Source organism: uncultured Kluyvera sp., assembly GCF_902485085.1.
Classification (GTDB): domain Bacteria; phylum Pseudomonadota; class Gammaproteobacteria; order Enterobacterales; family Enterobacteriaceae; genus Kluyvera; species Kluyvera ascorbata.
In genome coordinates, this window is sequence record NZ_CABTJS010000014.1 from 26,781 (window position 1) to 50,019 (window position 23,239).

Annotated in this window: 20 protein-coding genes; 11 read left to right on the plus strand and 9 right to left on the minus strand. The window is 56.3% G+C overall.

The genetic code is table 11. From position 1 onward, the window contains the following. Positions 1–82: 82 nt before the first annotated feature. The 4 genes from RDN66_RS02570 to RDN66_RS02585 all read left to right on the plus strand — a co-directional run bounded on the left by RDN66_RS02570 (position 83) and on the right by RDN66_RS02585 (position 4,771). On the plus strand, positions 83–1,690 hold the full coding sequence (locus RDN66_RS02570; RefSeq protein ID WP_308537527.1) for a gamma-glutamyltransferase family protein: 1,608 nt from the start codon (positions 83–85) through the stop codon (positions 1,688–1,690). 34 nt (positions 1,691–1,724) lie between these two features. After that, a complete protein-coding gene (gene oxlT, locus RDN66_RS02575; RefSeq protein WP_373240733.1) occupies positions 1,725–3,041 on the plus strand; it encodes an oxalate/formate MFS antiporter in 1,317 nt (438 codons plus the stop codon). Positions 3,042–3,055: 14 nt separating this feature from the next. Then, positions 3,056–3,760 carry a GntR family transcriptional regulator gene (locus RDN66_RS02580; RefSeq protein ID WP_035895936.1) on the plus strand — a complete coding sequence of 235 codons (705 nt, stop codon included), beginning with the start codon at positions 3,056–3,058 and terminating at the stop codon, positions 3,758–3,760. Positions 3,761–4,027: 267 nt separating this feature from the next. Further along, positions 4,028–4,771: an IclR family transcriptional regulator gene (locus tag RDN66_RS02585; protein WP_035895938.1), complete on the plus strand. Its 744-nt coding sequence runs from the start codon at positions 4,028–4,030 to the stop codon at positions 4,769–4,771. A 47-nt stretch (positions 4,772–4,818) separates the two neighbouring features. On the opposite strand, the gene RDN66_RS02590 is transcribed toward RDN66_RS02585, so the two are convergent. After that, positions 4,819–5,100, minus strand: a complete 282-nt coding sequence (locus RDN66_RS02590; RefSeq protein ID WP_035895939.1) for a YjcB family protein — start codon at positions 5,098–5,100, stop codon at positions 4,819–4,821. A gap of 251 nt (positions 5,101–5,351) precedes the next feature. Then, entirely contained in the window at positions 5,352–5,681 is a 330-nt protein-coding gene (gene soxS / locus RDN66_RS02595; protein WP_035895940.1) for a superoxide response transcriptional regulator SoxS, read from the minus strand. Between the two features lie 87 nt (positions 5,682–5,768). On the opposite strand from soxS, the gene soxR reads away from it, so the two are divergent. From soxR to RDN66_RS02610, 3 genes are all read left to right on the plus strand, one after another. Continuing rightward, positions 5,769–6,227 carry a redox-sensitive transcriptional activator SoxR gene (soxR, locus tag RDN66_RS02600; RefSeq protein WP_035895941.1) on the plus strand — a complete coding sequence of 153 codons (459 nt, stop codon included), beginning with the start codon at positions 5,769–5,771 and terminating at the stop codon, positions 6,225–6,227. 409 nt (positions 6,228–6,636) lie between these two features. Continuing rightward, a complete protein-coding gene (locus RDN66_RS02605; RefSeq protein ID WP_123652247.1) occupies positions 6,637–7,986 on the plus strand; it encodes an NCS2 family permease in 1,350 nt (449 codons plus the stop codon). 193 nt (positions 7,987–8,179) lie between these two features. Next, positions 8,180–9,826 (plus strand): Na+/H+ antiporter, encoded by a 1,647-nt coding sequence (locus RDN66_RS02610; protein WP_035895943.1) that lies wholly within the window; start codon positions 8,180–8,182, stop codon positions 9,824–9,826. A gap of 103 nt (positions 9,827–9,929) precedes the next feature. Here the strand turns inward: RDN66_RS02610 and RDN66_RS02615 are convergent, their stop codons facing one another. Further along, positions 9,930–10,814: a LysR family transcriptional regulator gene (locus tag RDN66_RS02615; RefSeq protein WP_308537528.1), complete on the minus strand. Its 885-nt coding sequence runs from the start codon at positions 10,812–10,814 to the stop codon at positions 9,930–9,932. 102 nt (positions 10,815–10,916) lie between these two features. Between RDN66_RS02615 and RDN66_RS02620 the strand changes: the two genes are divergently transcribed. Next, on the plus strand, positions 10,917–11,327 hold the full coding sequence (locus RDN66_RS02620) for a CidA/LrgA family protein (RefSeq protein ID WP_035895946.1): 411 nt from the start codon (positions 10,917–10,919) through the stop codon (positions 11,325–11,327). Beyond that, on the plus strand, positions 11,320–12,009 hold the full coding sequence (locus tag RDN66_RS02625) for an LrgB family protein (RefSeq protein ID WP_035895947.1): 690 nt from the start codon (positions 11,320–11,322) through the stop codon (positions 12,007–12,009). Before RDN66_RS02620 ends, RDN66_RS02625 begins: the two co-directional genes overlap by 8 nt. 85 nt (positions 12,010–12,094) lie before the next feature. On the opposite strand, the gene RDN66_RS02630 is transcribed toward RDN66_RS02625, so the two are convergent. Further along, on the minus strand, positions 12,095–13,378 hold the full coding sequence (locus RDN66_RS02630; protein WP_374043973.1) for an ABC transporter substrate-binding protein: 1,284 nt from the start codon (positions 13,376–13,378) through the stop codon (positions 12,095–12,097). Between the two features lie 108 nt (positions 13,379–13,486). After that, a complete protein-coding gene (locus tag RDN66_RS02635; protein ID WP_202216742.1) occupies positions 13,487–14,782 on the minus strand; it encodes a Gfo/Idh/MocA family protein in 1,296 nt (431 codons plus the stop codon). Between the two features lie 47 nt (positions 14,783–14,829). Between RDN66_RS02635 and RDN66_RS02640 the strand changes: the two genes are divergently transcribed. Beyond that, entirely contained in the window at positions 14,830–16,395 is a 1,566-nt protein-coding gene (locus RDN66_RS02640; RefSeq protein ID WP_202216741.1) for a hypothetical protein, read from the plus strand. A 206-nt stretch (positions 16,396–16,601) separates the two neighbouring features. On the opposite strand, the gene actP is transcribed toward RDN66_RS02640, so the two are convergent. The 3 genes from actP to acs form a co-directional block, all read right to left on the minus strand. Continuing rightward, a complete protein-coding gene (gene actP, locus RDN66_RS02645; protein WP_035895955.1) occupies positions 16,602–18,251 on the minus strand; it encodes a cation/acetate symporter ActP in 1,650 nt (549 codons plus the stop codon). After that, positions 18,248–18,562: a DUF485 domain-containing protein gene (locus RDN66_RS02650; protein WP_035895957.1), complete on the minus strand. Its 315-nt coding sequence runs from the start codon at positions 18,560–18,562 to the stop codon at positions 18,248–18,250. Before RDN66_RS02650 ends, actP begins: the two co-directional genes overlap by 4 nt. A 173-nt stretch (positions 18,563–18,735) precedes the next feature. After that, positions 18,736–20,694 carry an acetate--CoA ligase gene (acs, locus tag RDN66_RS02655; protein ID WP_123652251.1) on the minus strand — a complete coding sequence of 653 codons (1,959 nt, stop codon included), beginning with the start codon at positions 20,692–20,694 and terminating at the stop codon, positions 18,736–18,738. A gap of 414 nt (positions 20,695–21,108) precedes the next feature. Here acs and gltP point away from each other — a divergent pair, with 414 nt between their 5' ends. After that, positions 21,109–22,422, plus strand: coding sequence for a glutamate/aspartate:proton symporter GltP (gltP, locus tag RDN66_RS02660; protein WP_308537529.1), 1,314 nt, complete (start codon positions 21,109–21,111; stop codon positions 22,420–22,422). Positions 22,423–22,541: 119 nt separating this feature from the next. On the opposite strand, the gene RDN66_RS02665 is transcribed toward gltP, so the two are convergent. After that, the gene (locus RDN66_RS02665) at positions 22,542–23,231 is read right to left on the minus strand and encodes a tetratricopeptide repeat protein (RefSeq protein ID WP_202216739.1); all 690 of its coding nucleotides are present in this window, start codon (positions 23,229–23,231) and stop codon (positions 22,542–22,544) included. Positions 23,232–23,239 lie beyond the last annotated feature (8 nt).

The following is a 23,239-nucleotide window of genomic DNA, read 5'->3' on the forward strand; positions in this document are numbered from 1 at the left end:
CACAAGATAATTAACAAAAATAACAATTGGCACGCTTTGTGCCTACATCTGTGTATACACTCATGTAGGCAAGGTGCAGACGATGACTCAAATCCAATCAGCTAAATGTATGCAGGGCATGGCCGTTGCGCCGCACTCGCTGGCCGCAGAAAGTGCAGTGGCCGTTTTGCGCGATGGCGGTAATGCGGTTGAGGCGATGGTGGCGGCGGCGGCGACCATCGCGGTGGTTTACCCGCATATGAATGGCATCGGCGGCGATGGATTCTGGTTAATCTCAAAACCGGGTGAAGCGCCGGTGGCGATTCAGGCCTGTGGCTTTGCAGCGGAGAAAGCAAATATCGATTTTTATCGCCAGGCTGGCTATGAGCAGGTTCCGGTGCGCGGCCCGCTGGCAGCCAATACTGTCGCCGGCACGGTGGGCGGTTGGGAACGTGCGCTGGAGTGGGCAGGAGAGCAGATGGCCAACGCGCCGCTGCCGTTAACGCGTCTGCTGAACGATGCCATCCACTATGCGCGTCATGGCGTACCGGTGAGCGCAGGGCTGCATCAACAAATCACCGCACGCTTGCCGCAGCTCGGCCAGTACCCTGGCTTTCGCGGCCTGTTTGCGCCAACAGGTCAGGCGCTCGATCCCGACGATCTGCTGCTTCAACCTGCGCTTGCCAACACTCTGGAGCGGTTGGCAACTCACGGGCTGAGTGATTTTTACCACGGTGAAACGGCCAGACTGATCGCTAGCGAACTTGAGGCGGCCGGAAGCCTGCTGCGCTTTAGCGACTTTGATGTTTATCGCGCGGCACGGGTGAAGCCGCTGGCGCTGGAAACGGAGAGTGGGACGGTATATAACCTGCCGCCACCGTCTCAGGGCCTGGTCTCGCTGCTGATGACCGGCATTATCGAACAGCAGCGTAAAAAGGGCGCTATTGCTGACGAAGCCGATTTTGTCCACCTTTGTGTTGAAGCGACTAAGCTGGCGTTCACCTTGCGCGATCGCCATATCACCGACCCGGCCCATATGACCCTTGACCCGCAGTCGCTGCTGACGGCAGAGAGTATCGCTCAGCTCAGCGCGCAGATTGTGCCCGACCGGGCACAGGCCTGGGGCAAAGGGCGCGGGCCTGCGGACACTATCTGGATGGGCGTTATCGACGGTTCTGGCACCGCCGTCAGCTTTATCCAGAGCATTTATCATGAGTTTGGTAGTGCGGTGATCCTCGCCGACAGCGGCATCATCTGGCAAAACCGTGGCAGCAGCTTTTCGCTTGACCCAAATGCCACCAACCCATTACAGCCGGGCCGCCTACCGTTCCATACTCTCAACCCCGGGCTGGCGCATCTGGCCAACGGCGATGTGCTGGTGTACGGCAGCATGGGCGGAGACGGCCAGCCACAGACGCTGGCGGCGGTCTTTGACCGCATCCTCCACCAGAAAATGACCCCGCAGGCGGCCGTGGCCGCTCCGCGCTGGCTATTAGGGCGCACCTGGGGAGAAAGCAGCGACACGCTTAAGATTGAAAGCCGCCTCAGAGCGGCGACTACCGACACCCTCAAACAGTACGGCCATGACGTCGATATTTATCCCCCTTATGACGACCTCATGGGGCATGCCGGGGCTATTCTCCGGCACTGCAACGGCATGCTGGAAGGCGGCAGCGACCCTCGTAGCGATGGTGGCGTTGCCCGCTGGTAACCCAGCATTTTCCAAATGAAACATTCGCGGAATGATGAGGCGCGCTGGGCGCGCCCGCGTTCTGACGACATTTTTTCGTCTATTGGAGCGTAAAATGACCGTTCTCAGAGAACCTTTGGTAGCACCAAAATTTGGCAAATGGGCGCAGCTGGTGTTGGGGCTTATCTGTATGGCCTCAATCTCCAGCCCGCAGTATGTATGGACGCTGCTGACCAAACCGCTGACCGAGAAGTTGGGTGTCGGCCTACCGGAGCTGCAGGTAACCTTTTCGCTGCTGATTATTCTGCAGACCTTCTTTTCTCCTTTTCAGGGGCGGCTGGTTGAACGATTTGGCCCCCGGCTGTTGATTTCAATCGGCACGGTGATGGCCGGGCTAAGCTGGGTGCTCTCCGCGCACATCAATGGTCTGATGGCGCTATACCTGGTCTATGGCTGTATCGGCGGATTGGGCACCGGGATTGTGTACATTGGCGTCGTTGGGCTGATGGTTAAGTGGTTCCCGCAAAACCGAGGCTTTGCCGCAGGGGCTGTGGCGGCGGGCTACGGTATGGGGGCGATTTTGACTACCTTCCCGATCTCGATTTCGCTGGGCAGTTATGGGTTGGAGCAGACCATGACCGTGTTTGGTATCGTCTTCGCTATCGTAGGGCTATTGGCCAGCCAAGGGCTGAGCCTGCCACCCAACTCGACTGCGCTGCCGGTTAGCCGGAAAATCGTGCAGGGGACGCGTCAGTTTACCTCTCGTGAAATGCTGCGCCAGCCTCTGTTCTGGCTGATGTTTGCCATGATGGCGATGATGTCGACCTCCGGGCTTATGGTGACCTCGCAAATGGCTATCTTTGCCGAAGATTTTGGCATCAGTAAAGCGGTGGTATTCGGCATGGCCGCGCTGCCGCTGGCACTGACCATCGACCGCTTTACCAACGGCTTGACTCGCCCGTTGTTTGGTTTTATTTCCGACCGCTATGGCCGTGAAAAAACCATGTTTATCGCCTTTGCCCTTGAAGGGGTAGCGATGATGCTGTGGCTGGCCTGTCGAGACGATCCGATGCTGTTTGTGCTGCTTTCCGGGGTCGTATTCTTCGGCTGGGGCGAGATCTTTTCGCTGTTCCCTTCTACGTTGACTGACACGTTTGGCAGCGAAAATGCCGCTTCGAACTACGGCTGGCTGTATATCTCGCAGGGGATTGGCTCCATTTTCGGTGGGCCGCTGGCCGCGTTACTGTATCAGCACACTCAAGGGTGGCATGTCGTCTTTGGCTGTGCGATTGCTCTTGATTTCATCACGGCTGGGCTGGCACTGTGGGTGCTGAAACCCTGGCGTGCGCGCTTTATTCGCCAGCACAGTTAATTGCGGAGCACTCTATGACGGTCACGACATCGGAACCCACGCCGCTTCTTGCGCATTCGGAACGAGTATTTCAGCAACTGAGGCAGGAGATTTATCAATTTATCCTGCTACCCGGCGATCGCTTTACGGAGGTGGAGATCGCCCGGCGGCTGGGATGTTCCCGCACGCCGGTTCGCGAGGCGCTGCTGTTGCTGCAAAACGAGGGGCTGGTCAGACGCTGCCTGCGTAACGGCTGGGAAGTGTTCCCCATTGATTTCGATGTCTACGAAGACCTGTACGAAACGCGCGCGCTGATTGAAGCCAATTCGGTGCGCAGTTTGTGCAGCTCGACGTCAGCAAAAGTGAACCGGCAGGTGCTCACCAGACTGAAGGCTATCTGGCAGGTTGCGCCGGAAATCGCGCTGGCGTGTGATGATATCGCTTCGCTGGATGAGCAGTTTCACCTGGCGCTAACCGAGGCAGCAGGCAATCGGGAATTGACGGCGATTCTGACCAATATCACCAACCGCATTCGCATTATGCGGCGGCTCGATTTTGAATATGAAACCCGAATAACCCAGACTTACAAAGAGCATGCTGAGCTGCTGGAGGCCATTGAACAGCGTGACGAAGTGCGAGCAGTAGCGCTGATCGTCGCGCATATTCAGGACGCCTACAAAGGTGCCAGCACTATCACTCTGCGACGCTTGCAGGATGTGCGGGTTAAGCAAATTTTGTAACCGAGGCTATCCGTCATTTTTATCGGAGGTGGGCATAATCGGCGGTTTTCCCGTCGCCGCCCGCTTCCAATTCATTTCGTCGAGAGTCCGCCGCTACGTTCTGCACATATTTCGCACTCTTGAGGTCGCGCAGCACGACATCCTCATTTAACCAAATACGGCTAAAAAACCTGGCTTCGGTAGGGCTTTTTCAAGCCGGTGGAAGCCGCCATCTGGCTCGTGTCGATGGCAACCGCTACAATGCGCGTTTTGCCATGGAGAGACATCATGACCAGCCTGAATCGAATGCTGTCGGTACTTGATCTGTTCACTGCCGCACGCCCCGTATGGGAAGCCGACCGCATCGTCGAAGCGCTGGGATGTTCAACTCCCACTGGCTACCGCTACCTGAAAGAGCTGATGTTGGCTGGTCTGTTGCAGCGTTTTAACGGCGGTTTCTACGCCCTTGGCCCGCGTATCACGCTGCTGGATTATGTTATTCGCAGCACTGACCCGCTGCTGGCGGCGAGTATCCCGCAGATGCGTGAACTGGTGACGCTGACAGGCTGCCACTGCACACTCTCCAGACTTGATGGCGATGTGTTTCTCGACCTGCACCACGAATGTTCGAATCAGGAGATTGCGCTGATTTATGGCCGCGGTCGCCCGCGCCCGATGTTTTCCGGCAGCGCGCCAAAAGTGGTGATAGCCAACCAAACCTCGAAGCAGCAGCGTGGGTTGTTCGAACGTTGTCGTGAAGAGGTTCTGGCCGCAGGTCTGGGTGAAACGGAAGAGGCGTTTCTTAAGCGGATGCAGCAGATTCGCAAAGCGGGCTGCTACCGCGCCGATGAGGAGCTGGCGGTCGGGGTATCGTCGCTGTCGGTGCCGGTGCGTTTTGCGCCGAAAGAACACTGCGCCGCGCTGGCGCTGGTGTCATCGACTCAACATTTTGCGCAAAGCAACGTGGGGGAGTGGCAGGACAAACTCAAAAAAGCGGCCCGGCGTATTGCGTTGGCCTTAGGCGGGGAATAGCCGCACCCTGATAATAAAAAAACCCGCCGCGGCGGGGTTTTTTATATTTAGTAGAGCGCAACCGGCCATTCTGGCGGCGTCTGGCTCATCACTTCAACCATCACATCTTTGATATTGTTAAAGATAGTGGAGATTTCTACCAGGGTAATACCGAGCAAACTGGTTGCGAACCAGCAGGCGGCCGCAAGACCCAGCATGCTGCAAATAGCGCCCAGACCGATGTAATCGGCTTTACGAAGTTTGATTTTCAGGGTACTAGCAACGAACATCAGCACCGCGCTGGTTAATGGCCAACGTAACAGCGTAACGCCTGCGGTAAGTGAAAGCATGGGACCTTTTCCTCAGAGATAAACGACAAGCTGCCCGGACAGCACTTGTGTATGAGGCACTGGGCGCTCTGGCTATCTGAAGGCATTCACAAATTGAGTGAAACAGCGTTTCTGTTTCATATCATAATGTGAACTATATCACGTTTGCTGTTTTATTCACCAGAGGTAAACGCAGGATTTTTGTCAATCCAATAACCCTGATCAAAGCATGGATAAGGCCGCTACAGCCGGTGTGGCAGCCTGAATGCGTATTAGGCGGAGATATGGTGACGGTAGTCCGTCGGCGTGCGATCGAACTCGCGGCGGAATACGCGCGAGAAGGTCTGCTGCGAGACGTAGCCGAGATCCATGGCGATATCAAAGATGGGCCGCTGGGTGGTGCGCAACGCTTCTGCGGCAAGCAGCAGGCGTCGCTGGCGGATATAGTCGCCTAGCGTCTGATGCATCACGGTGCGGAACATTCTTTGCAGATACCACTTAGAGTAGCCGGACTTGCGGGCCACGATATCGATATTAAGCGGTTGATCGATATGTTCATCTATCCATTCAATTAGCGTCTGAATAATTTCCCGATGGGACATAAGGCTCTCCCCGTTGTCTATTTTCGCGTCGATTTCTGTTCTGTCGGCGAGTATAATTCCTCAAGTTAACTTGAGGTAAAGCGGATTATGGAAAAAAAATCGACGAGAATAAAAACGCTGCTTTCACCGGGTGAAGTAGCGAAACGAACTGGCGTTGCGGTCTCAGCGCTGCATTTTTATGAAAGCAAAGGGCTAATTCGTAGCACGAGAAATAGTGGTAATCAGCGACGCTATAAGCGTGATGTTTTGCGTTACGTGGCGATTATCAAAATTGCCCAGCGGTTAGGGATCCCGCTCGGCACTATCGGTGAATCGCTGAGCGTTCTGCCGGAAAACCACACGCTGGGGCCGAAAGACTGGAAGCATTTCACCACGCAATGGCGCGAAGAACTGGATAAACGCATCCACGCGATGGAAGCCTTACGCGACCAACTGAACGGCTGCATCGGCTGCGGCTGCATGTCGTTGCGCGACTGTCCGCTGCGTAACCCTGGCGATAAACTGGGGGAAGAGGGGACCGGTGCTCGTTTGCTGGAAGATGAGTAATCCTTATTCATTCTTCCTCTGATAATTGCGACATTTTTGCCATAGAAATGTTGCTGGATTGCGCATGAACGATAACGTTTGCGCATGGGTTGACCAATTCTCCATCGGCATTCGTTAATTTTCATAAACCAGGGCAAACTTCTGTTGAAAAAAGGGGCATAAAAGCCAGATAATCGTTTGCCTTCAAATTTCGGACGCATCTTACGCCGGAAATGAGCGGGTCAACCTTATCTCGCACACGCCGAGGATAAGGAATTCCGAATATCGTTTTGTCTGCGCGGAGTTAATCGTTTGCTTTTTTGTGGCTCCCCTATTGCCGCAAGTAGCACATGGAGATGACGCTTAGCTGGCAGTGGATGTTCCACCACGCAGACGAACGAATGATAAAAACTCTCAGGGGATGTTTTCTATGTCTACGCCTTCAGCGCGTACCGGCGGTTCGTTAGACGCCTGGTTTAAAATTTCTGCACGTGGTAGCTCCGTTCGTCAGGAGATTGTCGCCGGTCTTACTACCTTCCTGGCGATGGTTTACTCGGTGATCGTGGTGCCGGGCATGCTGGGTAAAGCCGGTTTCCCACCGGCTGCGGTCTTCGTGGCAACCTGTCTGGTGGCCGGTGTCGGTTCTATCGTGATGGGCCTGTGGGCAAACCTGCCGCTGGCTATCGGCTGTGCGATTTCACTGACCGCCTTTACCGCCTTTAGCCTGGTGCTGGGCCAGCACATCAGCATTCCGGTTGCGCTGGGCGCGGTATTCCTGATGGGTGTACTGTTTACCATCATCTCTGCTTCCGGTATTCGTAGCTGGATTTTGCGCAATCTGCCGCAGGGCATTGCGCACGGTACGGGCATTGGTATCGGCCTGTTCCTGCTGCTGATCGCCGCGAACGGCGTTGGCATGGTGGTGAAAAACCCACTGGACGGCCTGCCGGTTGCGCTGGGTCAGTTCGATAGCTTCCCGGTTATCATGACGCTGGTAGGTCTGGCGATGATTATCGGTCTGGAGAAACTGAAGGTACCGGGCGGCATTCTGCTGACCATCATTGGTGTCTCTATCGTCGGCCTGATTTTCGATCCAAACGTGCACTTCTCCGGCGTGTTTGCCATGCCATCGCTGAGCGATGACCAAGGCAACTCGCTGATTGGTAGCCTCGATATTATGGGCGCGCTGAACCCGGTTGTACTGCCAAGCGTACTGGCGCTGGTGATGACCGCCGTGTTTGATGCCACCGGTACTATCCGCGCGGTAGCCGGTCAGGCAAACCTGCTGGATAAAGACGGCCAGATCATTAACGGCGGCAAAGCGCTGACCACTGACTCCCTGAGCAGCGTGTTCTCTGCGGTTGTGGGTGCATCCCCGGCGGCCGTGTACATTGAGTCCGCAGCGGGTACGGCGGCAGGCGGTAAAACCGGTTTAACGGCGATCACCGTCGGTGTGCTGTTCCTGCTGATTCTGTTCCTTTCTCCGCTCTCTTACCTGGTTCCAGGCTATGCGACCGCACCTGCGCTGATGTACGTCGGCCTGCTGATGCTGAGCAACGTGGCGCGTATCGACTTCAACGACTTCGTTGACGCGATGTCTGGTCTTATCACCGCGGTGATGATCGTGCTGACCTGTAACATCGTTACCGGCATCATGATTGGCTTCGCGACGCTGGTGGTTGGCCGCGTGGTTTCAGGCGAATGGCGCAAGCTGAACATCGGCACCGTAGTGATTGCGGCGGCGTTGGTTATCTTCTATGCGGGCGGCTGGGCGATTTAATCTCCTACTCTCGCAGAAAAAACCCGCCTGATGGCGGGTTTTTTGTTTGTCGCTTGGCCGGGCTACAGGTCTGGACTTTTTTTCTATTTTCAGCCACCTCTCGTTTCCTTTTGCGTTAATCTGGGTAACGTAAACTCGGAAGCACGACGCTTCATGTTTTGAATAATAAGACAACGCTGTAAACAGGGAACGCATGGAAATATTCTTCACTATACTCATCATGACCCTCGTGGTTTCGCTCTCCGGGGTGGTTACGCGCGTAATGCCCTTCCAGATCCCACTACCTTTAATGCAAATCGCCATCGGCGCGCTGCTGGCGTGGCCGACGTTTGGTTTGCACGTTGAATTTGACCCGGAACTGTTCCTCGTTCTGTTTATCCCGCCGCTGCTGTTTGCCGACGGCTGGAAAACGCCGACGCGCGAGTTTATTGAGCATGGGCGAGAGATCCTCGGGCTGGCGCTGGCATTAGTGCTGGTGACGGTCGTAGGGATTGGCTTCCTGATCTACTGGATTGTGCCAGGTATACCGCTGATTCCAGCCTTTGCGCTGGCGGCCGTACTCTCGCCGACCGATGCCGTGGCGCTCTCCGGGATTGTCGGTGAGGGGCGCATTCCGAAAAAAATCATGGGGATTCTGCAAGGCGAAGCACTGATGAACGACGCCTCTGGCCTGGTGTCGCTGAAGTTTGCCGTCGCGGTGGCGATGGGCACGATGGTCTTTACCGTCGGCGGTGCGACGATGGAATTCCTCAAAGTGGCAATCGGCGGCATTCTGGCAGGCTTTGTGGTCAGCTGGTCGTACGGTCGCTCGATGCGTTTCCTGAGCCGCTGGGGTGGTGATGAACCGGCCACGCAGATTGTGCTGCTGTTCCTGCTGCCGTTCGCTTCTTATCTCATTGCCGAACATATCGGGGTGTCCGGTATTCTCGCGGCGGTAGCGGCCGGGATGACCATCACCCGTTCCGGCGTGATGCGCACCGCGCCGCTGGCGATGCGTCTGCGTGCCAACAGCACCTGGGCGATGCTGGAGTTTGTGTTTAACGGCATGGTGTTCCTGCTGTTAGGTCTACAGCTTCCGGATATTCTCGAAAGCTCGCTGGTGGCGGCAGAGGCTGACCCGAACGTCGAAACCTGGATGCTGTTTACCGATATCATCCTGATTTACGCGGCGCTGATGCTGGTACGTTTTGGCTGGCTGTGGACGATGCGCAAGCTGAGCCAGCGCTTCCTGAAAAAGAAACCGATGGAGTTTGGCTCATGGACCACTCGTGAGCTGCTGATCTCCTCCGTTGCCGGCGTGCGCGGGGCGATTACCCTGGCCGGTGTGCTCTCCATTCCGCTGCTGCTGCCTTCTGGTGATGCCTTCCCGGCGCGTTATGAGCTTATCTTCCTGGCCGCGGGCGTGATTCTGTTCTCGCTGTTTGTCGGGGTGATTGCGCTGCCGATTCTGCTGCGTCATATCGAATCAACCGATAACGTGCAGCAGCGTAAAGAAGAGCGCCTGGCGCGGGCGGCGACGGCGGACGTGGCGATTGTCGCTATTCAGAAAATGGAGGAGCGTCTTGCCGCGGATACCACCGAGAACATCGATAATCAGCTGCTGACCGAGGTCAGTTCACGCGTGATTGGTAACCTGCGCCGCCGCGTCGATGGGCGCAACGACGTGGAGACCTCGATGCTGGAAGAGCAGCTTGAACGCCGCTTCCGCCTCGCGGCGCTGCGCTCTGAGCGTGGGGAGTTGTATCACCTGCGCGCGACGCGTCAGATAAGCAACGAGACCTTGCAGAAGCTGCTGCATGACCTCGACCTGTTGGAAGCGCTGTTGATTGAGGATGCGTAGTTAAGTCCGGTGCTGCCCCGGCGGCGCTGCGCTTGGCCGGGCTACGGTCGTGTATCGTAGCCCGGGCGAGGCGTTTACGCCGACCCCGGGAATGGCACCATATCTACTCTGGCAGCGTAAACCCCTCACAGCACTTCAGCCACGCTTGAGCGCTGTGAGACAAATAAACCCCTTCCCGCCAAATCATCCCCAACTGCCAGCGCAAATCGCTCTCCAGCGGCAGCCAGCGCAGGGTTTTCTCATCGTGCCTGCGGCAAATCGGCTCCGGCAGAATCGCCACGCCGACGCCCGCCTGGACCATCGCGGCGAGAAAATCCCACTGCCCGCTGCGCACCGCAATACGTGGCTTCACGTGATGGCGCGTAAACAGTTGCATCAGCTGGCGGCTAAGGGCGAAATCTTCGTTGTAGATAAGCAAAGGATGCGCGGCAAGCTGCTGTGGAGATACCGACGTTTGCTCCAGCCAGTCGCCGGAACGCGGCACCAGCACGCAAAGTGGGTGGCTGAACAAGAGCCGGGTGGTCAGCGCGCTTTCTTCTTCCACCGGCAGCGCCGTCATCGCCAGATCCAACTCGCCGTTCATGACCGCCTGCTGCACGGTTAGCCCGCCGCCCTCGGAGATTTTCAGCTCTACGCCGGGGTAGCGCTGGCGAAACAGACTAATGGGCCCGGCCATCAGCATGCCGACCATCGGGGGAATGCCGAGTCGCAGCACGCCTTTATTGAGATGGTTAATATCGCTGAGCTCCGCTTCTAGCTGGCGGAATTCGTCGAGGATAGCCAGCCCGCGGTCGAACACGACCTGCCCGGTATCGGTCATTAACAGCTTGCGGCCGTCGCGAATAAGCAGGGTGCAGTTCAGCTCATCTTCCAGGTTTTTGAGCATTTTACTGATGGTGGGTTGCGTCACGAAGAGCTTCTCCGCCGCGCGGGTAAAGCTCTGCTGACGAACAACTTCGACGAAGTAGCGCAGCGTTCTGATGTCCATGATTATGCCTCTAAACTATGCTACCGATGAGTTTAATTCATTTTTGTCATCATCGTTGTCTCACTATACTGTGCCTCTCTCATTTTTTCTGGACATCCCTCCATGGCTGAGGCCTTAGGGCGCGTTGTGCCCTCCGTTTTAAACCGTCTCCAGGTTCCAGTACAGGTCGTGCTGTACGCGGGACTGTTTGTTTTTGCTGAATATCTGGTGAGCTGGTGGCATTTGCCGCTTCCCGCTAACCTGGTTGGCATGGTGCTGCTGTTGGCGCTGATCGTCTGCCATATTGTGCCGCTGAAGTGGGTACGCGCCGGGTCTCGCTGGCTGCTTGCGGAAATGCTGCTGTTCTTTGTGCCTGCGGTGGTGGCGGTGGTGAACTATGCCCAACTGCTGATGGTCGACGGCTGGCGGATTTTTGTGGTAATTGCGTTGAGCACGATGATGGTGCTGGCGGCGACCGCGTGGGTGGTCGATAAGGTCTATCGTTACGAGCTAAAGCGGATGCGTCATGAGTAACTTTCAGCTGAGCGTGCTGTGCCTGGCGATTACGCTGGTGCTCTACTTTGCCAACAAACGCCTGTATCGCCGCTTTCGCAAGCTGCCGCTGATGCCGCTGGTGTTGACCCCGGTGCTGCTGGTGCTGATGCTGGTGTTCGGCCATATCTCCTATCAGAACTACATGGGCGAAGCGCACTGGCTGCTGTGGCTGCTTGGCCCGGCGACTATCGCGTTTGCGGTGCCGGTGTACGACAACCTGGCGATCATCAAGCGCCACTGGATGTCGCTCTCCGCGGGCGTGATCACGGCGACGGTGGTGGCGGTAACCAGTTCAGTATGGCTGGCGCGTCTGTTTACGCTGTCGGATGAAATTCAGCGTAGCCTGGCGGTACGTTCCATCACCACGCCGTTTGCCCTCGCGGCGGCGAAATCCCTCGGCGGCCAGCCTGAGCTGGTGGCGCTGTTTGTGGTGGTGACCGGCGTATTCGGTATGGCGATTGGCGACGTGCTGTTCCTGCGCTTAGCGATCCGTGAAGGGATGGCGAAGGGCGCGGGCTTTGGTGCGGCCTCGCACGGTGCCGGGACGGCGCGCTCCTATGAGCTAGGGCCGCAGGAAGGTGTGGTGGCAAGCCTGGTGATGATGCTGTCCGGTGTGGTGATGGTGCTGGTGGCACCGTTAGTGGGCTGGATTATGTTTTGACGCCGTTGCCGGGTGGCGCTGCGCTTACCCGGCCTACAAGGGCGCAATCCCGAAGGCCAGATAAGCAAAGCGCCGTCAGGCAACATTAGCGATTCAACCGCCGCACAATGCGTTCCACCTGCTGGCGGAAATCGGCGACCACTTCAGCGGTCGTCTGCTTACCGAGGTCCAGCTTCTCGCGAGCTGAGGTAAACTGATCGATAACCTGCAAATCTTCAATATACGGCGTGGCGACAGCGGTAGTGTGCATCGACTGCGCCTGGCGCAATCCGGCGACGACCGGGTCATTCGGATCAATCACTCCTTTTTCGGTCAGCAGCGTTTCTGCCGCCTTGTTCAGCGGAATACCGCGCTCCAGCCCTAATGCCTCGACCGACTGCGGGTCGCTGACCAGGAAGTTCAGCAGTATCGCCGCCTCTTTCGGATGCCTGGTGGACTTCGCTATCGAGAACATCTGTGACGTTTTAAAGTAAACGCCGGACTCGTCCGTTCCCGGCTGCATTACGTAGTCGCCGAGTACCAGCTTCGCCGGTGGCGTCATGTTGTTGGCAAACATCCGGATGGTAATGTTCCAGGTGAACAGGCCACCCCATTCGCCGTTAATCCACGGTTTCATCTCATACAGATTGCCCTTGCCGTAGGCGGAGAGCGTTTTCGGTGACGGCAGCACGTGGTCATCGCTCAGCCGCTTCACAAAGTTGAAGGCTTCAATCCACTGCGCGTCGTTCCAGGCAAACTTGCCGTCGCTGTTGAACATTGGCTTCTGGTGTTTCTGCATCATGTAGGCGTTAAGCAGCAGAATCACATCCTGATCGACCATGGTGTACGGGTAGTAGTTGTTGCCGAGCTTCTGCTGGAACACCTTCCCGGCGGCAAAGAATTCGTCCCAGGTTTTAGGATAGGCCAGCCCGGCTTTCTGCCAGGTGACATCGTTGTAGTAAAAGACCGGCGCGTTAACCGAGATAGGCAGGCCGTTGAGCTTGCCTTTGACGGTGGTGGACTGCAAATCTTTGGCCTGATACTGGCTGAAATCGAGCTCGCTCTTGAGCTTATTGAGATCGTAATAGCCTTCGCCGTTTTTGGAGAAAATGATAAGCCACGGCCAGTTGGTCTGCATCACATCCGGCTCGGTGCCGCTTGCCATCTGGGTTGTCAGGCGCGAAAGGTGCCCGTCCCAGCCGGTGTATTCGGCTTTCACTTTGATATCGGGATACTTTTTCTCGAAGGCTTCCAGCGCCTTGAGCGTGGCCTGGTGACGGCTATTGCCGCCCCACCACGACATGCGTAATTCAACGGGCTGCTGCGCCCAGGCAGAGGTACAGGAAAATAACAGCGATGCGATGACACCTGAAACGAGTTTATTCATTATTTGTCTCCAGGATAGAGGCATAGATAGCGTTATTAAACAGGTGAGTAACAGCAAAATACTGACCATTCGCTCCGGCGCAGCCTCCTGCCACGCCGGAAGGCGTGCGGCTTAACGTTTTGTCAGACGGGAAACCAGTTCAAACTCCTTAAAGTTCACCGGGCGCTGCTGCTGCATCGAAATGTTGCCTGCAATGCCGGTGAGGATAGACATCGCCCCCGCGCGGTGGTCGGCGGCGCGCTGCAGCGGGTCGTTGCCCGGTTCGCCAAACAGGTCCGCCAGCATGGCGTTATCGCCGCCGCCGTGGCCGCCTTCGCCGAGATTAAATTTGGCTTTCCACGGTTCGGCAAACATCGGGAAGACGGTGATATCGCACTGCTCCAGGCTGCCTTCGTTTTCGCGTTTGCCACCGGCGTTAACGTAGGATTTCTCAACGATTTTCATCTCCAGGCGGCCTTCGGTGCCGTTAAACACCACGTTCAGCCCTTCCCACGGCAGATAGGCGTTAAGCGAGTAGGTGAGCTGCACCTGGTTCTGATATTTCACCAGCACCGACATGGTGTCTTCGATGGTGATGCCGTCGCTGAACACGCTCTGGTCGCGGAAGTAGTTATCTTCATGCTCGGCGTCCAGATACAGCGCTTTCAGCTGTTCGTTGTCCGCCATATTCAACGCGAACGGATCGTCTTTGGCTTCGGCATAACCATGGGTACGCGGGTAGAACTGGCTGACGCCGCGCTTCTCGGCGTTCTCTTTGCCGTAGAATTGCAGGCTGCCTTCGGCGTACACGCGCTCCGGATAGCTCGCCAGCCAGAAGTTCATCAGGTCGAAATGGTGGGTGGATTTATGCACCAGCAGGCCGCCGCTGTTACGTTTTTCGCGGTGCCAGCGGCGGAAATAGTCTGCGCCGTGTTCGGTGTTGAGCAGCCACTCGAAGTGAACGGAGGTGACGTTGCCTATCACGCCCTGCATCAGCAGTTCACGCACCTTGCTGTGGTGCGGCGCATAACGGTAATTGAAGGCCACGCGCACGGTGTGCCCGGTCTCTTCGATGGCGTCCAGAATACGCAGCGCGCGCTTTTCGTCGATGGTCATCGGCTTTTCGGTGATCACATCGCAGCCCGCGTGCAGCGCCCGCACGATATAGTCGTCGTGGGTGCGGTCCATGGTGGTGACGATGACGATATCCGGACGCGTTTCGCAGATCATCTCTTCAAACTGCGCCGCTTTCCAGGTGGAGACCGGCTCGGCTCCCTCTTTTTGCAGCAGCGTATTGGCGTAGTTCATTCGCGTCTGGTTGGTATCGCAAAAGGCGACCATTCTGGCGTTATTACGCCAGGTGCCACCAATAGCGGAAATATATAAACCTGCACGACCCCCAGTTCCGACCAACGCATATTTTTTCATGACATCCTCGATTAATATATCAACACCAAAATCCGCAAGGCGACGCAATGAAACGTATTCCGCATCAATTGATGGAGCTGAACAGCACTTTTATCTGGCACTGGCCCTGGTTTATTCAGGGCGTTAAAAGCGCGAAACAGCACGGTTTCACCGGCATCATCCTGCACCAGCAGGAACTGCTTTCTATTCTTGCGACGCCCTCGCCGTTAAGTCAGAAACTCCACGTCGAGAACTTAATTCATCAGCAAAACTACGCGTTGCAGTATTTAAAACGCGTTGACCGTTATCTGGCGGAAAATAACCTTTCGTTCTGGCTTCAGGGGGAAGCGGCGCCTAATGACGATATTATTAAGCGTAAATTTCCCGAGCTGACCTTCGACGAAAAAAGTGCGCCGGATTTCTGGCAGCAGTTTTATGCCGCAATACTGCACTCGTTATTGCCGTCGTTGCCGCACCTCAGCGGCATGATTCTGAGCCTGACCACGCCGGACTTTCAGACTGTCCGCTGGCAGCAGAGCCTGCACGATGTCTGGAGCCTGCTGCGCGCCCAGGGGAAAAAGCTGGTGCTGCGCGACTTTATTGATGACAGCTGGCCTCGCCAGCAGCTTTCCAACATCCTTGCTCGGCTTTCGGACGACGTTCGCGCCTCTATCAAAGCCACCGAGCTGGACTATCACCCCGGTTTTGCCAACCACCCGCACATCGCAACGCTGCCGGGGCATAAAAAATGGATCGAGTACGACCTCTTCGGCACCGGCTACGGCTGGACCGCGCTGCCGTGCTATCTGGCCGATGAAATCAGCGGCCGTCTGAGCTGGGCGCTGAGCGCCGCCGAAAACGAAATTGAGGCCATTACCTCTCGCGTTAGCTGGCAGTGGTTGCCCGATAGCCGGGTCATGGACTCCGCCAACGCCATTAATCTCTTTGGCCTTTCCGCCGCCAATCAGATCGAGGATTCCGCGCCGTCGGCCTTTGAACGCTGGGCCGAGCATCAGCAGCTTGGCTTTCGCTCGACTCAGGATAAACACCGGCTTTCTACTATCGTTCACGCCAGCTACGACTGGCTGTGTAAAACGCCAAACTTCCTCGGGCGACGGCTGCACTACCAAAGCCAAATCCCTGAGAGCCTTTCCCAGGCGCAGCAGCTGCTGCACATGGACACCCGCAGTGCCAACTGGATGCACGCCTGGCAGCCCTTAATGCCGACCGACGACCCGGTGCTTGGCAAAGAGCAGCGCGAGCGTGTCACGCTGGAAAAAGAGGCCGCCTGCTTCCTTGCCACTCGCACGGTACAAAACCTGCGGGAGTTGATGCCGCGGATTACCTGCCCGGACGACACGCTGGAGGTGCTGCTGGCAGCCTGGCGCAGCGCGGAAATCTACAGCCAGATGTTCTCTCGCGTGGCGGCGGCGGTGACCGATGCCCTGTGGCTTGACCATTACGGCCTGCAAAGCCTGCCTGCTGGCTCGTTGCAAAAGCATCAACAGCAGCTGCTTCGCTATGCCGATACGCTGGAACGCTGGCTGGTGAATCCGCCCGTCAGCGGCCCGCTGTTTCTGCCGCTGCTGTTAAGCCCGGAGCGCTTAACTCGCTTTGCCAGAAGCCTTGAGTAAAGAATAAAAAGCGCGGCGCGGGTTGTCTGTAAACGTCGTAGAGGTAAAACCGGGGATAGGCGTGAAAACGGGAAAAGTGTGATGGCCTTTGCGAATCGCAGATAAAGCTTGTGATACGCATCGGCTTTTTTCGTTTTGGCGACGTGATAAACGTCACCTGAAGGGGGAAAAAATGTGATCCCCGACCAGAGGCCGGGGAGGGGATTTTAGTGCGCGCGGCCCTGGTCGATGCCGAGACCGGTCTGCGAACGGATGAACTGCGCGCGGAACTGCTCGCGTTCGAGATTACCTTCGGCAGAGTTATCGGTGGCAGAGAAGAACCAGATACCGATAAAGGCGATGGCAATAGAGAACAGCGCCGGGTATTCATACGGGAAGATAGCTTTCTCGTGACCGAGGATCGTCACCCAAATGGTTGGGCCGAGGATCATCAGCACGACCGCCGTCAGCAGGCCCAACCAGCCGCCAATCATCGCGCCACGGGTGGTCAGCTTCGACCAGTACATGGAGAGCAGGATGATAGGGAAGTTGCAGCTTGCCGCGATGGAGAACGCCAGGCCCACCATGAACGCGATGTTCTGATTCTCGAACAGAATGCCCAGCAGGATCGCCACCACGCCCAGTACCAGTACGGTGATTTTCGAGACCTTCAGCTCTTCACGTTCGGTTGCGCCCTTCTTAAAGACGTTGGCGTACAGGTCGTGAGAGACCGCTGAAGCCCCGGCCAGCGTCAGACCGGCGACCACCGCCAGAATGGTGGCGAAAGCAACCGCAGAGATAAAGCCCAGGAACAGGTTACCGCCCACGGCATCGGCCAGGTGAACCGCCGCCATGTTGTTGCCACCAATCAGCGCGCCCGCTGCGTCTTTAAACGCCGGGTTCGCCCCCACCAGCATGATCGCGCCAAAGCCGATGATAAAGGTCAGAATGTAGAAGTAACCCATAAAGCCGGTGGCGTAGAACACGCTCTTACGCGCTTCGCTGGCGTCGCTTACGGTGAAGAAACGCATCAGGATGTGCGGCAGACCAGCGGTACCAAACATCAGGCCGAGACCCAACGACAGCGCCGATATCGGGTCTTTCACCAGCCCGCCAGGGCTCATGATGGCTGCGCCTTTCGGGTGTACCGCCATCGCTTCGGTGAACAGGTTATTGAAGCTAAAGCCGACGTGTTTCATCACCATAAAGGCCATGAAGCTGGCGCCGAACAGCAGCAGTACCGCTTTGATGATTTGTACCCACGTGGTGGCGAGCATGCCGCCGAACAGCACGTACATCACCATCAGCACGCCAACCAGCACCACGGCGACGTGGTAGTTGAGGCCGAACAGCAGTTCGATAAGCTTACCGGCACCGACCATCTGGGCTATCAGGTACAGCGCTACCACCACCAGTGAGCCGCAGGCGGAAAGCATGCGGATTGGCCCCTGCTTTAGTCGGTATGACGCGACGTCAGCAAAGGTGTAGCGGCCGAGGTTACGCAGGCGTTCGGCAATCAGGAACAGAATGATTGGCCAGCCGACGAGGAAGCCGAGTGAGTAGATAAGGCCGTCGTAGCCGGAGGTGTACACCAGCGCGGAGATACCGAGGAACGAGGCCGCTGACATAAAGTCACCGGCAATCGCCAGCCCGTTCTGGAAACCGGTGATGTTGCCGCCAGCGGTGTAGTAATCGCTGCGCGAACGCACGCGCTTCGAGGCCCAGTAGGTGATATACAGCGTCAGCATGACGAAAATCAGGAACATGATAATCGCCTGCCAGTTGGTTGGCTGACGCTCCACGTGCCCGCTGATCGCATCGGCCGCGTTGGCTGCGAAAGGAAGTGTGGCGGCAAGCGCCGTCAGGACTTTCTTCATGATGCTTTTACCTCACGCAGTACGGCCTTGTTCAGGCGATCGAATTCACTGTTGGCCCGCCAGACGTAGATGCCGGTCAACAAGAAGGAAATGACGATAATGCCGATCCCAATCGGGATACCGCGCGTAACGCTGGTGCCCGGATGCAGCGGCGTGCCGAGCCAGCCAGGGGCAAAAGCGATGAGTAAAATAAAACCGACGTACACCACTAACATAATCAGCGATAAGAAGGTGGCAAACCGTTGCCGTTTTTGGACGAGCTCCCTGAAATGCGCACTATCTTCTATCTGCTGACAAATTTGATCATTCATCACAGAGTCTCCAGAGGTTTTCTTACGTAGTGTTTTTTGTTGTGCAAATCAGAACCAGAACACCGTACTGTTCCTTTCTCCGAGCGGAAAAAGGATCGGGCGAGGGGCGGTGTACGGCGGCGCACCCTCACCCCGGCCCTCTCCCGGTGAACAGGAGAGGGGAAAGCCTGCTCTTATGACGGCATCGTGATGGCCTGCTTCTCTTCCAGCAGTTTGTCCACCACGCCCGGATCGGCGAGCGTAGAGGTATCGCCCAGGTTGCTGGTGTCACCAGCGGCAATCTTGCGCAGAATGCGGCGCATGATCTTGCCTGAGCGGGTTTTCGGCAGCGAGTCGGTCCAGTGCAGCACATCCGGGGTTGCCAGCGGGCCAATCTCTTTACGGACCCAGTTGCGCACCTCGGTATACAGCGCTGGCGTCGGCTCTTCGCCGTGGTTCAGCGTGACGTAGGCGTAAATCGCCTGGCCTTTAATGTTGTGCGGAATACCAACTACGGCCGCTTCGGCAATTTTCGGGTGTGATACCAGCGCCGATTCGATTTCTGCGGTACCCAAGCGGTGGCCGGAGACGTTCAGCACGTCATCGACGCGGCCGGTGATCCAGTAGTAGCCATCTTCATCACGACGCGCGCCGTCGCCGCTGAAGTACATGTTTTTGAAGGTGGAGAAGTAGGTTTGCTCAAAGCGCTCGTGGTCGCCGAACAGCGTACGCGCCTGACCCGGCCAGGAGTCGGTGATAACCAGGTTGCCTTCGGTCGCCCCTTCCTGTGGATGGCCTTCGTTATCCACCAGCGCGGGCTGTACGCCGAAGAACGGACGGCTGGCGGAGCCCGCTTTCAGCTCAATAGCGCCCGGCAGTGGGGTGATCATAAAGCCGCCGGTTTCGGTCTGCCACCAGGTGTCCATCACCGGGCACTTCTCGTTGCCGATCTGCTTCCAGTACCACTCCCAGGCTTCCGGGTTAATCGGCTCGCCGACAGAGCCCAGAATGCGCAGGGAAGAGCGGTCGGTGCCGGCGGTGGCTTTATCGCCTTCCGCCATCAGCGCACGAATCGCCGTCGGTGCAGTATAGAGAATGTTGACCTTGTGCTTGTCCACCACCTGACACATACGCGCCGGGGTTGGCCAGTTTGGTACGCCTTCGAACATCAGCGTCGTCGCGCCGCAGGCCAGCGGGCCGTACAGCAGATAGCTATGACCGGTGACCCAGCCCACGTCGGCGGTACACCAGTAGATGTCGCCCTGATGGTAGTCGAAGACGTATTTAAAGGTGGTCGCGGCATACACCAGATAACCGCCGGTGGTGTGCAGCACGCCCTTAGGCTTACCGGTGGAACCGGAGGTATAAAGGATAAACAGCGGGTCTTCCGCGTTCATCTCGGCTGGCTGGTGCTGGTCGCTGGCTTTTTCCATCAGGTCGTGCCACCACAGGTCGCGGCCTTCGTGCCATTCGACGTTACCGCCAGTGCGCTTCAATACGACCACGTTTTCGATGGTTTTGACGTTCGGGTTTTTCAGCGCATCGTCGACGTTTTTCTTCAGCGGAATGCTGCGCCCGGCGCGAACGCCTTCGTCAGAGGTGATCACCAGACGGGAGTTGGAGTCGATGATACGACCCGCGACCGCTTCCGGTGAGAAGCCGCCAAAGATAACGGAATGAATGGCGCCGATACGGGCACAGGCCAGCATCGCTACCGCCGCTTCCGGCACCATCGGCATATAGATAGCCACCACGTCGCCTTTTTTCACGCCCAGTGACAGCAGGGTATTGGCGAAGCGACAAACGTCGCGGTGCAGTTCGCGGTAGGTAATATGTTTGCTTTGGGAGGCATCGTCGCCTTCCCAGATGATGGCGGTCTGGTCGCCGCGGGCGTCTAAATGACGGTCCAGGCAGTTTGCTGCCAGGTTCAGGGTGCCGTCTTCATACCATTTGATGGAGACATTGCCAGGCGCAAAGGAGGTGTTTTTCACTTTGGTGTAAGGCTGCATCCAGTCGAGGATTTTTCCCTCTTCACCCCAGAATGCATCCGGGTTAGTGACTGACTGGTGATATTTGGTCTGGTATTGCTCCGGGTTTATCAGGCAGCGTTCTGCAATATTTGCAGGAATAGGGTGTTTGTGAATTTGGCTCATGCTTTTTTTCTCCTTGTAAGATGTTAATAATATGTCTCATAAAAGTTAATAACAGAGGGAGAAGACGCTTTGTTTACTATTTGCGCGGCAGATCACGCAATATTGGAATTGTTCAAATAACGTTCATTTGATTCTTTGAACAAAAATAATTACGGAGAGGGATTTATAGAAAAAAACTGATTTTTTCTTTTTTTATAACAAAAACTTATAAATAATTACTGGTAGAAATCAGCAGTAATATGGAATTTCTTAGTGAAAAGCCCTGTTCTGAAAGGCTTGCGCGAGACACCGTGCAGATGGTACTGATAATGCGCGTTAAAAACCTCTAAAAGTAAACGCAACACAAATCACCCCCTTTCAAATGGATACCATTCCTGTTTGGCATGGTATTTTTCATTGAGGAAGTCTGCAGTTATGAAGAAAACACGAATCAGCCTGGCGTGGCAAATTCTCATTGCCCTCGTGCTAGGTATTATTCTCGGTAGTTACCTGCATTATCATAGCGATAGCCGCGACTGGCTGGTTATGAATCTGTTATCTCCCGCTGGCGATATATTCATCCACCTGATTAAAATGATTGTTGTGCCGATCGTTATTTCCACGCTGGTCGTTGGAATAGCCGGTGTGGGCGATGCAAAACAGTTAGGGCGTATTGGCGCAAAAACCATCATTTATTTTGAAGTGATCACCACGATAGCGATTATCATCGGTATTACCATGGCGAATGTCTTCCAGCCAGGGGCCGGGATCGACATGTCGCAGCTGGCGACGGTGGACATTTCGAAATACCAGAGCACCACCGCGGAAGTGCAAAGCCACGCGCATGGCTTGATGGGTACTATTCTGTCGTTGGTACCAACCAATATCATCGCGTCGATGGCGAAAGGCGATATGCTGCCGATTATCTTCTTCTCGGTGCTGTTTGGTCTGGGGCTCTCCTCGCTGCCTGCCACCCACCGCGAACCGCTGGTTACGGTGTTCCGTTCTATCTCTGAAACTATGTTTAAAGTCACCCATATGGTGATGCGTTACGCGCCGGTGGGTGTGTTTGCGCTGATCGCGGTGACGGTCGCTAACTTCGGTTTCGCTTCGCTGTGGCCGCTGGCGAGGCTGGTGCTGCTGGTGCACTTCGCGATTCTGTTCTTCGCGCTGGTGGTGCTGGGCATCGTGGCGCGCATCTGCGGGCTGAGCATCTGGATCCTGATTCGTATCCTGAAAGACGAGCTGATTCTGGCTTACTCCACCGCCAGCTCCGAGAGCGTGCTGCCGCGTATTATTGAGAAGATGGAAGCTTATGGCGCTCCGGCGTCTATCACCAGCTTCGTGGTGCCGACCGGTTATTCATTTAACCTCGATGGTTCAACGCTGTACCAGAGCATCGCGGCTATCTTTATCGCGCAGCTTTACGGTATCGACCTCTCTATCTGGCAGGAAATCGTGCTGGTGCTGACGCTAATGGTGACCTCAAAAGGGATCGCGGGCGTGCCGGGCGTATCGTTCGTGGTACTGCTGGCGACGCTCGGCAGCGTTGGTATTCCGCTGGAAGGCCTGGCATTTATTGCCGGCGTTGACCGTATCCTCGATATGGCGCGTACCGCGCTGAACGTGGTGGGTAACGCGTTGGCGGTGCTGGTTATTGCTAAGTGGGAACACAAGTTTGACCGCAAGAAAGCGCTGGCGTATGAGCGCGAAGTGCTGGGCAGGTTTGATAAAACTGCCGATCAATAAATAGAACAATAATGCCGGGCTTGCCCGGCATTATTTTTTTGGTTTAGGTGCAGATCCCGGCGGCGCTTCGCTTGGCCGGGCTACGTAGCCCGGGCGAGCGCAGCGACCATGGGAAAAAGCTACTCCGCGCTCACCTTATCAAACTCTTCACACCCGGTATCAAACCCTTCCGTACAGCTCAGGTTCAACCACTGCAATGCTTTCTGCTTGTTCTGCGGGATAAACCCTTTCTCGCCGCTCAGGAACATCATCCCGGCCCAGTACTCGGCGTAGCCGGTGCGGGAGAGCGCGGAACTGTTTTTGAAGTAGTCCGTCGCCTTCTCGTCATCTTCCTTCACGCCTACGCCGTTGGCATAAATCAACCCCAGCAGCATTTGCGCGTCTACCGCGAAATCGCTCTCGGCGTTCATCGACGCTTGCTGGAGTAGCGTAATCGCCCGCGGGTAGTCGGTCTGGCCCGCCTGTCTGTTGATAAGAATGCGCGCCAGGATAACTTCACCGGCCCGGCTTCCCGCTTTCGCAGCTTTCTCAGCCAGCGCTTTGGCTTCGGTATAGTCGAGGCTTACCGGGTTAGTGATTTTAATCTGCGCCAGCAGCGCGCAGGCATCGGCATCGCCGCTATCGGCAGATTTTTGCGCCCAGAATTCGGCTTTACTCAGGTCGCCGGAGCTAAACCAGGTATCGGCCAGATAGTATTGCGCCCGCGCGTCTCCCGCTTTGGCGGCTTCCAGGTATTGACTGCCCGGCTCTTCAGCGTGCGCGGATAGCGTCGTCAGGCATAACCATAACAATGCAAAAATTCGTTTCATCTTATTAT

Bases quoted from the DNA above. Each gene is read 5' to 3' on its own strand.
- soxR (WP_035895941.1), top strand. From the start codon at position 5,769: ATGGAAAAAAAATCGACGAGAATAAAAACGCTGCTTTCACCGGGTGAA.
- RDN66_RS02590 (WP_035895939.1), bottom strand. From the start codon at position 5,100: ATGCTTTCACTTACCGCAGGCGTTACGCTGTTACGTTGGCCATTAACC.
- acs (WP_123652251.1), bottom strand. From the start codon at position 20,694: ATGAGCCAAATTCACAAACACCCTATTCCTGCAAATATTGCAGAACGC.
- oxlT (WP_373240733.1), top strand. From the start codon at position 1,725: ATGAGGCGCGCTGGGCGCGCCCGCGTTCTGACGACATTTTTTCGTCTA.
- gltP (WP_308537529.1), top strand. From the start codon at position 21,109: ATGAAGAAAACACGAATCAGCCTGGCGTGGCAAATTCTCATTGCCCTC.
- actP (WP_035895955.1), bottom strand. From the start codon at position 18,251: ATGAAGAAAGTCCTGACGGCGCTTGCCGCCACACTTCCTTTCGCAGCC.
- RDN66_RS02585 (WP_035895938.1), top strand. From the start codon at position 4,028: ATGACCAGCCTGAATCGAATGCTGTCGGTACTTGATCTGTTCACTGCC.
- RDN66_RS02615 (WP_308537528.1), bottom strand. From the start codon at position 10,814: ATGGACATCAGAACGCTGCGCTACTTCGTCGAAGTTGTTCGTCAGCAG.
- RDN66_RS02610 (WP_035895943.1), top strand. From the start codon at position 8,180: ATGGAAATATTCTTCACTATACTCATCATGACCCTCGTGGTTTCGCTC.
- RDN66_RS02620 (WP_035895946.1), top strand. From the start codon at position 10,917: ATGGCTGAGGCCTTAGGGCGCGTTGTGCCCTCCGTTTTAAACCGTCTC.
- RDN66_RS02665 (WP_202216739.1), bottom strand. From the start codon at position 23,231: ATGAAACGAATTTTTGCATTGTTATGGTTATGCCTGACGACGCTATCC.
- RDN66_RS02580 (WP_035895936.1), top strand. From the start codon at position 3,056: ATGACGGTCACGACATCGGAACCCACGCCGCTTCTTGCGCATTCGGAA.
- RDN66_RS02570 (WP_308537527.1), top strand. From the start codon at position 83: ATGACTCAAATCCAATCAGCTAAATGTATGCAGGGCATGGCCGTTGCG.
- RDN66_RS02640 (WP_202216741.1), top strand. From the start codon at position 14,830: ATGAAACGTATTCCGCATCAATTGATGGAGCTGAACAGCACTTTTATC.
- RDN66_RS02635 (WP_202216742.1), bottom strand. From the start codon at position 14,782: ATGAAAAAATATGCGTTGGTCGGAACTGGGGGTCGTGCAGGTTTATAT.
- RDN66_RS02650 (WP_035895957.1), bottom strand. From the start codon at position 18,562: ATGAATGATCAAATTTGTCAGCAGATAGAAGATAGTGCGCATTTCAGG.
- RDN66_RS02605 (WP_123652247.1), top strand. From the start codon at position 6,637: ATGTCTACGCCTTCAGCGCGTACCGGCGGTTCGTTAGACGCCTGGTTT.
- soxS (WP_035895940.1), bottom strand. From the start codon at position 5,681: ATGTCCCATCGGGAAATTATTCAGACGCTAATTGAATGGATAGATGAA.
- RDN66_RS02625 (WP_035895947.1), top strand. From the start codon at position 11,320: ATGAGTAACTTTCAGCTGAGCGTGCTGTGCCTGGCGATTACGCTGGTG.